At 60.5% G+C, this 14,331-nt stretch carries 8 protein-coding genes and 1 pseudogene; 5 read left to right on the top strand and 4 right to left on the bottom strand.

What is annotated here, in order from left to right; translation table 11 throughout:
• Both nadE and NLY37_RS14995 read right to left on the bottom strand, forming a co-directional pair.
• Positions 1 to 956, bottom strand: a pseudogene (gene nadE, locus NLY37_RS15000) (NAD(+) synthase).
• 20 nt (positions 957 to 976) lie between these two features.
• Entirely contained in the window at positions 977 to 3,727 is a 2,751-nt protein-coding gene (locus NLY37_RS14995) for a non-ribosomal peptide synthetase (protein ID WP_023741164.1), read from the bottom strand.
• Between the two features lie 340 nt (positions 3,728 to 4,067).
• On the opposite strand from NLY37_RS14995, the gene NLY37_RS14990 reads away from it, so the two are divergent.
• Positions 4,068 to 4,793, top strand: a complete 726-nt coding sequence (locus NLY37_RS14990; protein WP_023741165.1) for an AAA family ATPase — start codon at positions 4,068 to 4,070, stop codon at positions 4,791 to 4,793.
• Positions 4,794 to 4,873: 80 nt separating this feature from the next.
• Here NLY37_RS14990 and NLY37_RS14985 read toward each other — a convergent pair whose 3' ends face one another.
• Positions 4,874 to 5,086, bottom strand: coding sequence for a DUF768 domain-containing protein (locus NLY37_RS14985; protein WP_023733260.1), 213 nt, complete (start codon positions 5,084 to 5,086; stop codon positions 4,874 to 4,876).
• 88 nt (positions 5,087 to 5,174) lie between these two features.
• The gene (locus NLY37_RS14980; RefSeq protein WP_023701115.1) at positions 5,175 to 6,653 is read right to left on the bottom strand and encodes a M10 family metallopeptidase C-terminal domain-containing protein; all 1,479 of its coding nucleotides are present in this window, start codon (positions 6,651 to 6,653) and stop codon (positions 5,175 to 5,177) included.
• Positions 6,654 to 7,654: 1,001 nt separating this feature from the next.
• Between NLY37_RS14980 and NLY37_RS14975 the strand changes: the two genes are divergently transcribed.
• The 4 genes from NLY37_RS14975 to NLY37_RS14960 are packed head-to-tail and all read left to right on the top strand — an operon-like array spanning position 7,655 to position 14,222.
• Positions 7,655 to 8,881, top strand: a complete 1,227-nt coding sequence (locus NLY37_RS14975) for a glycosyltransferase family 4 protein (protein ID WP_023741166.1) — start codon at positions 7,655 to 7,657, stop codon at positions 8,879 to 8,881.
• Entirely contained in the window at positions 8,878 to 10,137 is a 1,260-nt protein-coding gene (locus tag NLY37_RS14970) for an O-antigen ligase family protein (RefSeq protein ID WP_023681031.1), read from the top strand. Before NLY37_RS14975 ends, NLY37_RS14970 begins: the two co-directional genes overlap by 4 nt.
• A 1-nt stretch (position 10,138) precedes the next feature.
• On the top strand, positions 10,139 to 12,136 hold the full coding sequence (gene asnB, locus NLY37_RS14965) for an asparagine synthase (glutamine-hydrolyzing) (RefSeq protein WP_023741167.1): 1,998 nt from the start codon (positions 10,139 to 10,141) through the stop codon (positions 12,134 to 12,136).
• A 1-nt stretch (position 12,137) separates the two neighbouring features.
• Entirely contained in the window at positions 12,138 to 14,222 is a 2,085-nt protein-coding gene (locus NLY37_RS14960; RefSeq protein ID WP_286442740.1) for a GumC family protein, read from the top strand.
• Positions 14,223 to 14,331 lie beyond the last annotated feature (109 nt).

The following is a 14,331-nucleotide window of genomic DNA, read 5'->3' as shown; positions in this document are numbered from 1 at the left end:
TCAATCTCCGCCTTCCGCGGACAGCAAAGGCCGCGCGTGAAGATAGTGGGCCGCCCTTCGTTTCGCTTCGATGTCCTTGAACACTTTCTGAAGCTGGGGCTCGGTGAGGCCAGCAACCGCCGCGAGCTCATTGCTGGCGACCCCGTGGTTCAGGCCGTAGAGGCATAGATCCATCAGGTGATAGGGCAGCGCGAAATAGAATTCTTCCTGGCTTTGGGTCATGGAAAAGGTGTCGGTGGTCGGTGGCCGCTGCCGGATTTCATCATCCACCTCGAGATATTCCGCGAGTTGATAAACCTGGGTTTTGTAAAGGTGAACGATCGGCATCACGTCGGCGGCTCCGTCGCCCTGCTTGACGAAAAAGCCCTGGTCGTACTCGAGGCGATTTGGAGTGCCGACAACCGCGTATTTGAGGCGGTCGGCGTGATAGTATTCCGTCATTTTGCGCAGGCGCTGCTTGTAGTTTGTCGCAGCAACGATCTGCAGATAGGCAGCTGGCGGCAGACGCACGGTATCTACTTTACCCTGCGGATCCTGGACCGTGAGGCGGGTTATATTGAGCCCGCTGCTCTCCAGAACCGACGCGATCACCAGCTTGCATTTCCACCCTTCCCATAGTCGGGAACGACGGTCTGGATCGCATCGATCTGCCGGCGGTAGGCGCCGATGGCCTCCAGTGCCGGTGCTATGTCCTCAAGGACGCTTTCAATGCCAAGCTGTGCCGCGACGCGGCGGCCAAGTCTCAGGGAGTCGCCGGAAGAATCCCGCTCCGGCATGAACAGTCCCAGGACCTTGTCTTTCCCGAACGCGCGCATGCACAAGGTCGCGACGACGGAGCTGTCGATACCGCCGGAAAGACCGACAACCACGCCGCGACGATGCAGGGTGCCGAGAACCTGAGTGCGCAAGGTGTCAACGATGCGATCGACCTCCGCGCCGGCATCGAGCGCCAGCATGTCCTTGCTGAATTCCGGAATTATGTCGATGACAAGTCCTCCCTTTTGCGAGATTCGGCGGGGGAATAGGTCTGCACGATGGCCGTCTCGATAAGCGGACGGTTGGTGGCAAGGTTTGGTTCGACGACAAGGTCGATGTGGCTGCCCTTGATCGAAATGACGTCCAGGTGTGCCAAGACGCTGTCCCAGCCCAAGGCCCGCGGCATTCCCTCCCTGCGACATCGGAACAAGGTACCGGAGAGGGGCAGAGCCGGTTTCGGTGCCTCAAGCCACTGGAAGAATGACTTCGCCCTTAAAACCTCCTGCAGTTCCAGTTTGGTCCTGAAGATCGTCGGGTTGAACTCTCCATTGGCAAATCTGTCTAGAATCCTGGCCAGACGCGCTTCGCCGCCCACGGCGACGGTGATCTTCGCAAGGGCTCTGCAAGCCATCCGGTGCGCGGATATGCGGTTGGTGCGAATACGATAGAACGTACGGGTAAGTGTCTCCCAGTGGTTGCTCGGCTCGTGCAGGAGGCTCGTGTCGAGGATGCCCAGGAACCGCACCGTTCGCCCGGCCTTCATGAGCCGTGCGGCAACCTCGAATGCAACCGCGCCACCCAGAGAATGGCCGAGAAGTCGCACGGGGCCCGCAGGTTGGATGCGGCTTATCTGCTCGAGTGCGGCGCCAGCCATGGCGCTTAGGCTGTTGTGTCCGTCCAGTATCGCCGCAAGGCTCGGATATCGGATCGGGTTTACACGGGCGACTTTCGCCATGGCGGCTGCGAACGCAGCCAGGCTCGGACCATAGCCAACGGACCCTGGAAACAGGAAAAGAACCGGGGGGTGGTGCTTCTTTTCGCGCCCTTCGCCCAACCGTGCAGAGACGACCGCCTCAACCATCTCGTCCAAGCTCATGCCCACGGTGAATGCCTCGAGGCCCAGCTCTTGCCCGATGGCGTTTTCGATCGCCATGACGCAGTGCAGCAGCTGCAGCGAATCTCCTCCAGCATCATCCCAGTTTCCCGTGGCAGTGCCTGTGTTGAGAACCTGCGTCCACGCGTGCTGCACTATTTGACGCGTGTCCTTTGCTCCTCCGGCGGGCCGAGCATCGAGAGTGGACGACCGGGCGGCTCGCGCCCTCCTTCCGTGCGAACGATCTATCTCGGCCAGTGTTGCCAAATCGACCTTACCTCCCGACAGGCGTGGGATTGCGTCAACGGTGTGCAATCGCAAGGGACGCAATGGTGCCGGCAAGGTCATTCTGAGGAGCTGGCGAAGGTCGTCTGCAAAAGCGCCGCCTGCGAAGCGCTGGGGAACCGCGAAGGCGATGAGTTCCTGCGCGGCCGTTACCATCACCACGGCATCCGCCACCGAAGGCGCGCAACGCAAGACCCGTTCGAGTTCGGCGGGCTCGATGCGTCGACCATTGATCTTGATCTGGCGCCCTTTGCGGCCGACGATCCTCAAGATGCCATCATCGTCGAGCCGAACGAGGTCCCCGGTGGAAAAAAGCCGAGCCTCGGGATCGTCGGGGTCCGGCTGCGCGGGAACGACCACACCGTTCTCCCAATGACCGAGCAGGACATAGCGGCTTTTGATCAGAAGCTCTCCACTTTCGCCTGGCCCTACATTGCGCTCCGCTTCGTCGACGATAGCGAATGCCATACCAGGGAGCAGCCTGCCGACGGGAACCGACGCGTCTTGCTCGGGCCAGTCAGGCGGCAAGAACCATTGCGAACCGATGGTTTCAGTCGATGAGTAGCCGATCTGGATCAGGCACTGGTCCGAAACGGCTTTGCGCAGCAAAGCGATGTCCGTCCATGACACTTTCTCCCCACCGATCCGGGCCACTCTGAGCGGCCAGGAAGCGTCGGCGGGCGCCTCAGCCAGGAGGGCTCGAAGCAGTGCCGGCACAAGATAGGCGATCGTCACACCTTCGGACTGCAATCGAGCGCGCGTAGCGCGCAGGCCGACAGCCTCCACCTCGAGAAGATGCAAAGTGGCGCCCGTCAGCAGCGCCGCAAAGATCTCCCGGCAACCGGCGATCGTGGCTGGCCCGGTCAGCGGCAGGAAAACGTCATCCGCGCTGATATGGCACGCATCGACATATTGCCGGACCCGCCATAGCAGGCTTCGTTGGCTGTTGACGATTCCCTTGGGGCGCCCGGTGCTACCTGAAGTGTAAAGCACCAATGCAGGCGCATCGACCGAAACGATAGGGTGCTTATGCTGCTGTTCCGGGTGTTGATCGTTGGGCGCCACGGCGGCGGCAATATCGATCCAGACGATCTCCTGGGCCAATTCGACCGGGCGAACATTTTCGGCGCCTATAATTGCGCCGAGCCGCGCGGCACTGACTATATCGAAAATGCGAGAGGCGGGATCTCTTGTGTTGAGCGGAACCGAAGGCCGTCCCGCCGTCATGGTCGCCAAGATCGCCACAGGATACCAAGCGGAGTTTGCTTGCAGGATGCCGATGGCCTGCCCTTCGGGGACGACGGCACCGATATGAGTTGCCAGCGTCTCGACCGCCCGGAAAAGCTCAGAAAAAGTCAGGCGGTTGGCGCCGTCGCTGATTGCGAGCTTGTCAGGATACCGCCTGGCGACATCTCCAAGGTGATCGAAGATTGGAATGTCCGCAAATTTGGCACCCATCTGTCGGTAACGGCGCCAGACTGGCCCCCCTTGGTCAAGCTCATATTCGGGAACGACTGACCACCTTCGGGTGGGTCGCAGATCCACCTGTAGGTTTTGATTTGCCACTTCCGAATGCAAACACACTGAGGACATTCAGGGCCCCGCCAAGCTGACGGTCGAACATCGCTCGCCGCGGAGATCTTTTCATCAATCATTCGGATGATGCCTCGATCTTGCCTAGCCAGCGCTTCCCGAGCGTCCTTCAGATGTTTTGCCATTTGTGTCCAGCACCGGTCGTTTTTCCTTGCAAGCTCCGTGGAGCGCAAGACGGCATGCCCAGGCGAACGGATGCGATCGGCATCTCCGCTAGAATCCGGGCTCGGTGCCCAGATTCACTGATTGGAACAATCATTCAAATGAACGTTGGTGTGATCTGAAATCCGGCTAAGCTTGATCGGTAGGGGAATGACTGCTCGTTCGGAGACGAGAGCATATGATCATCGAGTTGTTTGGGCCGCCTGGCGCGGGTAAAACTACGCTGCTTCGCGGCCTCTGCCACGGGCTGGCGAGACACGGCATCAATGTGAAGACAGTAAATGGGTATCGCCTGATTGAACCTGGATCGGCTCAGGATGACGCTCCGGAAATCCGCCACGGCATAGGGCGAATTGGCAAGAAGATTGCCACATCCGGTCCTATCTTGCTGTCGACCTTGCCAAAGGACAGTGTCGCGGCCCGGCTTCTGGCATCGATCCCTCTTCGAAGCCGCGTGTGGTCATGGCGCATGAAGGTCGACATCGCCCAACTGTGCCAGTCCTGGCGCCAAGCGCGGGAGTCGCCCGGTTGCTTCATCTTCGAAGAGGGCATGATTCAGGCTTTGTGTGCGCTGGGTGTGCTGGCTAGAACTCCAAGCCTGGAGGCGGTCCGCAAGTGCCTGGCGTTCCTGCCGCGGCCGGATCTCGTTGTGCAACTCGACGCGCCGCAGGAAACGCTACGCCGCCGTCTTGTGGATAGGCATGCGCAGCAACCGCTCCTCGAGGTTATGCTGTTCGAACTTGGCGTGGACAAAGGATTAAGGCAGGCCGAAATCTCAAGAGAGGTCGGCGAGTGCCTGCGCCAGGACCGATGGCCGTTGATACAAGTCAATGGTGCTGAACCTCACGACGTGGACGGGGTCGTCGCGCGCGTTCTGGGCGAGCATGTTGGTCATGCTGTCTAGGCTGGCCCATAACCTATGATCCATGACACATTTTATGCATTTGGCGCCAAGCCGGGCAGCATCTGCCGCCAAGCGCGCAATCATGTCGAATCGTGCTGATCGAGCACTTCGAGCATGGTCGTCAACATGCTTCCGACTTCCTCAGAAATTTCCTCGGGGCGGATTCCCGCTCTGATGGCATCCGCCGTTGCTTGGTCCGCAAGTTTCGCCGCAAGAGCCGGATCGGCCTTGGTGTAGAGCGGGATCTTATCCTCTATCCATTTCTGCAGGAATTCGATGCCGCGCGCGCTCATACCAACTACAAGCTCGGCGGGGCTTGTTGGTTCCGTCAGCCATATTCAAGAACGTCAGACCATCTTGCTCAGGCTGACGTTCCCGCGGTCACGTCACGATGAACGAGGACGCCGTCAGAGCCAAGTGTGGCGATAGAGTGGCAAATTGGATCTGATGTGCGCCGCCGGAGCCGTCGCTGTCAAAGGAAAGCGCGCCGGTCGTGCTGTTATAGACGATGTGATCGCCGCTGTCGTGCGCGGCCCTGCCGGCGTAGAACGCCGAAGAGGGGAGGGCGCCGGTATGCAGGCCGGCAAACACAGTGTGGTCGAGTTGGATCTTGTCGTGGCCCACTTTGAAATCGGTGACCTTGTCGATATTGCCGACCTTGAGAGCCGAATCGAAGACAAAGACGTCGTTGCCGCCATGTCCCGTCAGAACGTCTCTCCCGCCACCGCCGTTGATAGTGTTGCTCCCGGAATTGCCATCAATGGTTTGGGCGAATTCGTTTCCCGTGAGCTTGATGGCGGCAGTTCCCAATTTGCTGGTGGTCGCAAGATGCTCGACCTGCGAACCGGCCGACAGCGCGTAGCTGACCGATGCCAGCACGCTATCGTTGCCGCTGTGCCGCAGTTCCACCACCTTGTCGCCGGCGTTGTTGACATAGTAGGTGTCGTTGTAGCCGCGGCCCATCATCGTGTCCGCGCCAGCGGTGCCGCGAAGCACATCCGCGCTACCCGTGCCGTAGAAAATGTGATCGCCGGTGCTGGTCGGAGGGACACTTGTGGGCGGAGGCACTGTGCTGGTAGGCGGCGGCGTCGGTTCGCTGGCCGAAGGACCGCTTGCGGTGCTCTGGTTGTGTTGAAGGAACAGAGCCTGCAGCGTCGGCGAGCTCTCAAGCGCCGTGTCGCCCTGTTGAGAACCCCAAGCATAGGCATAGTCGAAGGCGGGCGAAGGCGCTACCTTGGCCCAGTGGTCCAACATAGTCTTTTCCTGAGCAACGCTGGGCAGGACATAGCGACCGCCCGTGTCGGTCGTCCAGTCGCCGCCGCCGAAGGTCTGATACACGGGAACGACCTGACTGAGCGGGATGCCCGAGGCGACGGCCGCCGCCACAGTCCTGTCGATCATGTTGTAGTCAATCGTGCTTGTTCCGGTCCGTACCGGGTAGGGATCCAAGCCGTAATAGTCGATATGCGTGTTGGCAGGATTGAATGTGTTTGAAAAGTCGGGGTTAGCGGAAGACCCCATGTTCATCATGGTTATGAAGGTCTTGGCGCCGGGCAGGTGGCTGTGGATCCAGTCTGACTCCGCCTTCAGATCAGCGGCGGTGGCATAAGTTCCCCATTTGCCGGTCGGGTCCGGCTCATCGACGAGGAAGAAGCCAAACACTTTCGGGTTGCCGATGAAGGGCGTGACCTTCTGGATAAAGGAGGAGGTTGCACCATCGGCTTCATTGAGCCACACGAGGCCTTTCTGGCCGGCCGGCAAGGCGTTGAGCTGGTCCAAGGAAGATACATCAACAAGATTGAATCCGGCTTTCGCGACCTCGGAGGCCGACCCGCCCGAGGCGTAATGGAGTGTTGTCATTGACATACCCTTCGTCCGATTCGGTAGGCGCCCCACACCTGCCTAGGGAAAGGATCCATTAGCGACAAATCAAATACCGGCGCCCCTTGATAGAATCTTTGATCAGCGTCCGAAAAACACAACAGCCTCGATGCTACGCTTGCCTCAGAGGTATGTAGATGATCCAAGTATGGGGTGCTCAAGCCTGCAACGAAAGCATTGCAGCGAAGTCTGCCGGAGCGCCTTGTGCGTTTGCAGTGGCGGCAATCGGCCAATGAACGTTCGGTTGAGCCACCGCCAAATGCGCGCTTCCCCAGGATTTCTTCGAGCTCAGACCGCAAAGGGATCGCGTCCTGACGAAGCCCTCCCATTGCAGCCGCTCAATGCTCCTCGTGAAAAGCCTCGGCGCCAAAATGAGCAAGGCAGTACTCCAAAAGGTCATGCGAGACGCGCGCCGCTGGCAATTGCGGAGAGGCACTGAACTGGATCCCACCGGGTTCAACGGAAAGGCGGGCGTGCCGGTCCGAATGACGGCGAGCATGGCAACGCGGTCGCCCATCCGCGGGAAGAGGCGGCTGGTGGTCCGACCATATCCAGAGACCGGGTGAAAGCCTGTTCCAGACGAAGCGGTCGGGAGAACTGGCGGTGCGAGTCATCACACCATCTGGGGTGCGATGTTGATCCGGCGTGAGAAGGCGGGCGGAAGTTGCTTTGAACGCGGCGCGCGGACCTTTCGAACACAGCCCTTTTTTATATCCGGCCCGCCGTGTCGTACGCGAAGGTGCCGTCCTTGCACCGTCAGACCGGATGAATCCAACTCACTGACCGAGGTGACAGCGATTGTGGCTGCATTGCCGCATCGTTGATCAGCTTGCTTCATGCAAACAGACGAGGACAGCACGAAAGCCTGCTCCTAGCGTGGGACTGGCTGTTGTGTGTTCAGGGGCGATGAAACCGGCCATGGAAACCGCGGATAGGGTCAGCTGTTTTAAGCGATTGGTATCGCATCCAGGAGCGACAGGATGAGTCCGCATCTGGTTTGCGTTGGAGGCGAGGATCATAGACTAAGAATCCCGTTTCTTTTGGCGCTTCGCGAAAGGGGTTTTCAAGTCACTGCCGTTTCGAGTGATCTCGGAGCCGCCTTCTCACCCCATGGCATTGCCCATCGCCGATTTGGGTTCGACCGCTTTGGCAGCGGCGGTGCAGAATGGGGTGCTGTCAGCGCGATCCGTGAACTGATGTCCGAACTGCGTCCGGACATCATTCAAAGCTTCGACACCAAGCCCAATATCCTAACTCCACTGGCGGTGCGCGGGCACGTTCCCGTCGTTCGCACCATCAACGGGCTTGGTTGGACATTCTCGTCGCGGGAGCCGCGGGCCCTGGCATTGCGTCCTTTCTTTTGCGGCCTTCAGGGGGTGGCGTCTCGTTGGACAGCCATGACCGTCTTCCAGAATAGTGATGATCAGGCCTTCTTCGAGCGCTACCGGCTGGTGGCTCGCGGCAAAGGGCGACTGATCCGGAGTTCTGGCATCGACCCCGATGCATTCTCGATGGCAAGGTATCGTGGTCCTTCGGCTGCCACGATGCGCGAGGAACTTGGCCTACAATCAGCCCAGGTCATAATATTTGTCGGCCGGCTCACGCGGCAGAAGGGGATTCCAACCCTCATCGAGGCGGTTCCTCGCGTTATCCGCGAGAGGCCCAACGCGCGTTTCGTACTTGTCGGCCCGCAAGACTCCGAAGGTCCGTTTGCCGTCAGCAGAGCCGATATCGAGCGCCATGTTCCCCACGTTGTCGCATTGGGGCCAAGGCGCGACATTCCAGCCCTCCTTGGGATGGCGGATCTGTTTGCATTTCCGACGCAATATCGCGAGGGAATTCCGCGTGTCCTGCTGGAGGCGGGATTGTCCGGATTACCGATCGTCGCCTCGAATATGCCGGGCTGCAACGATGTGGTTGAGGATGGCTGGAACGGCTATCTCGTGGCGCCGCGCGATGCGGATGGCTTGGCCTCCCGGATAGTCGATCTTCTTTCCGACCCCGCCCGTGGCAAGACCATGGGCAGCCGTTCCGTCGGATTCGTGCGGGAGCGGTTCTCGTTGTCGTGGGTCATCGACCAGTATTGCGACCTGTACAAGACAATCCTGGGTGGCAGATATCGCAGGAGGCTTGTTCAAGCTGCGCAGGCGAATCCGAGGGAAGAGGCGGTGCCGAGCCCCCATCGACTGGGCGAGGCGCGGCAATGATGCGTGATGCGCTTCTGGCCTTCGGCGTCGCGATGTCCTACGCGGCGCAACTCAGCATCCCAGGGCTGCCCTTCGGCTACAGCGAACTATGCCTCACGCTCTGGATAATGCTGTCGATGACGCGAATCCTTGCTGGCGGCCAACTGGAGGTTACGCCGGCCCTGGCCAAGCTTGGGCTTTTCTGGCTGATCCTGGCGCTTGCCATGGGCGTGGGTTACATCATCGGTTTTCTGACAACCACGTTGTTCCTGGATCCGTTGTTGCACGACACGCTGGCCTATGTGCTGTTGGCGTGCGTCACCTGTCTGGCCGCTGCGGAGCCCAACGCGTCTTTCCGTTTGCGTCGTATCGCCTGGTGGATGGTTGCTATCGCGAATGCGGGCTTCATCATTCAGGTAGGGCTTGGCTTCGGCTGGCTCCATCAGGCTGGGGTCGAGCCCTGGTACTGGGACCGCTTCTGCGGATGGTCCGACAATCCGAACCAGCTTGCGCTCTACTGCGCCCTACTCGGTCCACTGGCGTTGCATCTTGCCACAACCACCAGCAATAAATGGGGAAGATGCCTTGCCCTATGCAGCCTCATATTCACCGTTTACGTCGGAAGGCTGACAAAAAGCGATACCTACCTTTATACCACGGTCCTGGCTTGTCTGATCCTTCTCGGGCTGCGGGTCCGGGCCTGGCTGACGAGCGACGGCAATAAGGCGAGCCTTTCAAGGCAGCTTGCCGTCCTGATGGCCGTTGGCTTCCTGCCGCTGGCCCTGTCTATAGCGCCCTATGCCCTCAGCGAGGCCTCCAGCGCCGAAGACTTCGCCAAGAGCCTGACCAAAGACAAGGGCGGGGAAGCGACTGCCCAAACCGCGGCGCTTCGCCTCTACCTCTGGAATGCAGCCTTGGAGAAGGGGGCACGATCGGGATCGCTTGGACTGGGTCCGGGCCCGCACCTAGATAGTCCGCCCGTGGTCAATCAACAGTTTTTGCCGCGGCCCTTCGAGGCGCACAGCACCATCCTGGATCTCTACACTCAGGGCGGCCTGATTTCGGTTCTAGCCCTGATGTGGATCTTCGGCTCGGCTGCGTTGTCCGCCTGGCGGGCGAAGCTGGACGCTCTGGTGGCGCTCGTGGCATCGATCGCCGTTTTCAGTGCTCCGCATTTGGTCATCCGCCATCCGATCGTGTGGTTCTGTCTGACCCTCTGCCTTGCCGCTGGGACGCCGGAAGCGATCCCCGCGATTGTTCGCCAGAGGAGATGCTAGAATGTGTGGGATCGCCGGAATTTTGTTGGCGCCCGATGCAGCCAACGCAAGTGCGCTCAGGGCCATCGGACCGATGGCGACGGCGCTTCGTCATCGCGGACCTGACGGTGAGGCCTTCTGGGTGAGCCGTGAAGGGGGAGTAGCCTTCGGCCACCGGCGACTGGCCATCGTCGACCTGTCCGAAGCGGGTCGCCAGCCAATGCTCTCCGCGAGCGGTCGGTATGTCATCACCTTCAATGGCGAGATATACAATTTTCGCGATCTGCGCCGTGAACTGGAAGGGGCGGGCCATCATTTCCGCGGCGCCAGCGACACGGAGGTCATGCTGTGCGCAATCGAAAGCTGGGGCCTTGATTCAGCCCTCGCGCGCTTCGCTGGCATGTTTGCTTTTGGGCTGTGGGACCTGAAGAACCGAACGCTTCAGCTTGCCCGCGACCGAATGGGGAAGAAGCCACTCTATGTCGCCTTGACACGTGATGCGCTCGTCTTCGCCTCGGAGTTGAAGGCGATCACTTGCTTCCCAGGCTTCACCCCGGAACTCGATGTCGATGCGGCGACGACAATGGTTTCCAAAGGCTGGGTGCCGGATGACCGTTGCATTTGGCAGGGCGTGTTCAAGCTGCCACCTGGATCAGTCCTGTCGGTCACTGCGGCGCAATTCGCCAACGCCCGAGGCACCGGTTCGCTTGCGCATCGCATTCACCCTTGGTGGTCGCTGGCCGATGTCGCCTGCAAGGGACAGCGCGATCCGATAGCTGCCAGCGACGAGGACCTCGCAACCGAGCTCGACAGCCTGCTCCGCCTGGCCGTCAAGGAACGAATGATTGCAGATGTGCCGCTGGGCGCCTTTCTGTCGGGCGGAATCGACAGCTCGACTGTCGTCGCGCTGATGCAGGCACAGTCCCGAAACCCCGTTCGTACGTTCACCATAGCGTTCGGCGAAGGTGGGTTTGATGAAGCTCCCCATGCGGCCGCGGTGGCTCGGCATCTGGGCACCGATCATACGGAACTTCATCTCTCGCCGGCCGCCGCGCTTGAGGTCATTCCGGAGCTGCCCCGGATTTGGGACGAGCCGTTTGCCGATGAATCGCAGATACCGACGCTGCTGGTGTCGCGGCTCGCGCGGCAACATGTAACCGTGGCGCTTTCAGGCGATGGTGGCGACGAGTGCTTCGCAGGCTATTCTCGACACTTCCTGGCAGCCCGCCTCACAAAGCAGCATGAGCTGCCATTGTCATTTCGCCGGCTGTTGGCATCGGGGGCTGGGTTGCTGGCCCAAGCCTCTCAGAAAGATATCTTCGGCAATCTGCCGCTTTCATCGAATATGCGGCATGGCTTGCGCGGTGACCGCCTGGCTCGCCTTGCCCGCCTGCTCGCGGCGCGAGATGAGGACGAACTCCTTCTGCAACTGACCAAATCTTCAGCCAACGACCTTGTTCATCGCAAGCCGTCGACAGCACCTACCGACACGACAAAGCTCGACGGCCTGCTCTCGCGTCTCCTATTCGCCGACATGACAGGCTACCTACCGGGCGACATTTTGGTGAAGCTCGATCGAGCCACTATGGCCAACAGCCTCGAGGGGCGATGCCCGATCCTGGACCATCGCGTCGTTGAATTCGCCTGGCGCTTGCCAGCCCGTGCCAAAGTCCGAAACGGGAAGGGCAAATGGTTGCTTCGCCGACTGCTTGATCGTTATGTACCACGCCGACTGGTCGACCGGCCCAAGCAAGGTTTCGACGTTCCGGTCGGGACTTGGTTGAAAGGGCCCTTGCGCGGCTGGGCAACCGATATCATTGCCACGATCGGCCGCTCCGGGGACGGGGTCATCGACCGTGAGAAGGTCGACGCATGCTGGCGCAATCATCTGCATGGAAGCCAAGATAATTTCCGCGACCTGTGGCCGGTGCTCATGTTTCAGGCGTGGCGCAACGAAGCCATGCGGCCATCGACGGTCGCCACGCACCCTTCTTACCATATCGAACTGACAGGGGATTGAGATGGAAGGTTCCATAGCCAACCGCGCCCGGCGTCCGCGCGCCAAGCAGATGGAAGCTGGGACACTTGAAACCAATCTGCGCTTGATGCGGCCGCCACGCGAGCCAACGCAATCGTCACCCTTCCATCAGCTCGTCATCATCCTGACGACGCGAAAATGGTTCTTGCTTGCCATGGCCCTTCTGGGCGGCATCCTGGCCGGACTGGCAGGCTTCACCCGCCCGGTGCTGTTCGAGGCAACGACGCAGGTCATTATCGACGCCCCGAGCAGCAGTGCTTCGGGTGGCGTGGCATCCGCCCAGGACTCGCTGGAATCGAACATCGATGATCATCTGACGATGCTCTCCTCGCAAGGCCACCTGCGTCGGGTCCTGGCAGCACTGCGCAAAGCCCAACCAGTCGACGGTAACGGAAAGAGCGTCGTCAATGCCGTCCCGCCCGCGGCTGGCTCGTTCCTCATCGACCTCCTGAACAGGGCCTGGAGACAGGATAAGACAGTGGCGGAAAATCCGGACGCAGCGGACGCGCCCGAGCTGAAGGCGCTACGCAAGGGAATGAGGGTCGGACAAGAGCTGCGATCGCGCGTCATCACCATCGGGTTCACCGATCCAAGTCCGGCGCGTGCGGCACTTGTCGCGAACACGTTCGCCCAAGTCTACATTCAAGATCTGGTACAAAAAAGCCGAGCATCGGATCAGGTTCATCTGGATTCGATAGTCGCCAGCCTTCCGCAAGTACAAAGGGATCTTGTCGAAGCGACAGATCGGCTGGAGACATACCGGCTCACGCATGGCGCCGTCGATCAGACTGCGGCCAACAACGCAGCCAGTGAGACAGCGGAACTCGGCCGGCAGATATTCCTATCGAAAGCCAGTCTTTCCGCGTCGGAAGCGCGCCTTCGCCGTATTGAGGACCTGCGCAAGGCGGGCGCCCCGGTCACGGCCATCGCTGAAGAAATCGGGTCGCCCGTGTTGACGGACCTGGTGACACGCCAGTCGGGCGCCGCCGCCGACGGCGATCTGCGCAACGCGATCGCCCGCGAAATGGAGCAAAGCGTTGCCCGAATCGCTGCCGAGGCAAATGTCTACCGGTCTCAGGCTACGGCTCTTGAAAGTCGCAAGGCGATGCTCGACGCGGCCGTGGCCGACACGGCGAGCCAACTTTCGGGGCTGCGTTCCCTTGAGCCTAGGGTAGCCATCGTGACGCAGCATTACAACGAACTCCTGAGCCGGCAGCAGGATCTGATACGTCGCATCGCCGCTCCTTCGCCAGGCGTAGCGGTCCTTTCGACCGCCTGGCCGCCGTCGACCCCCGTGACATTGTCGCCGATTTTCCTGATTCCCCCCGGCATGGTCGTCTTTGGTCTCATGGGGGCGGTCATTGTCCTGGTCCGCAACGGTTTCAACCAAACCTTGCGCAGTGAAGCCGAAGCCGAGGCCGAGCTTGGGGTCCCGTGCGTAGGACTGCTTCCCAGGGTTGCGGGACTTAATGCCAGAAAGCTGCGGCATCTGGTTCTGAGCCAGCAGAACTTGCCGTTCAGCCGCGCCGTGACTTCGCTGCTCGTCACTGCGGCGCCAACTCAGGGGAAGGGGCAGCCGCCGCATATCATTCTCGTGACGTCCAGCATCCAGGACGATGCCAAGACCGAGTTGGCATGGAGCCTGGCGCTGGCGGCAACGCGGCTGGGAGGAAGAGTGCTTTTCCTCGATCTCGATCGCAAGGATGTACGGCTCACGAACGGGTTTCGTGGTGAATTCAGCACCGACAAGGCCCGGAACTCCTTCGGCGACTATGTGAATGAACGTTGCGTGCTGAAGGATGCAATTACGAGGATGCCGGAAATCGGTATCGACCTCATGGCCGCTCCAGCACCTTCCGATGATCTCCTGACGCTTCTGTCCACCGTCGACAAATGCCAGTTCACCGAGGAGCTGCGTTCGGCCTACGACGTGGTCATCATGAACGGTCCCCTCGGCCTCGGGGGCCTGAAACCAGGCTGCTTAAGCGCTGGGCCGATTCGGTGCTTTTTGCCGTTCGCTGGGCAAGGACGAGGCGCAGCATTGCCCGTGGTGCTCTGGATGCAATAGGGGCCGGCGGATCCGCCACCGTTCCAGTAGGGAGTGTGCTCACCCGGGTGAACCTGAAGAGGCTAGCCGGCTCCAGGCTCGGAGACAACGCCGATCTTCTGTTGGAGAG

This window comes from Mesorhizobium sp. C395A, from assembly GCF_030323205.1.
In the GTDB taxonomy this organism is placed as follows: Bacteria; Pseudomonadota; Alphaproteobacteria; order Rhizobiales; family Rhizobiaceae; genus Mesorhizobium.
This window is presented reverse-complemented; position numbering and strand designations above follow the sequence as displayed.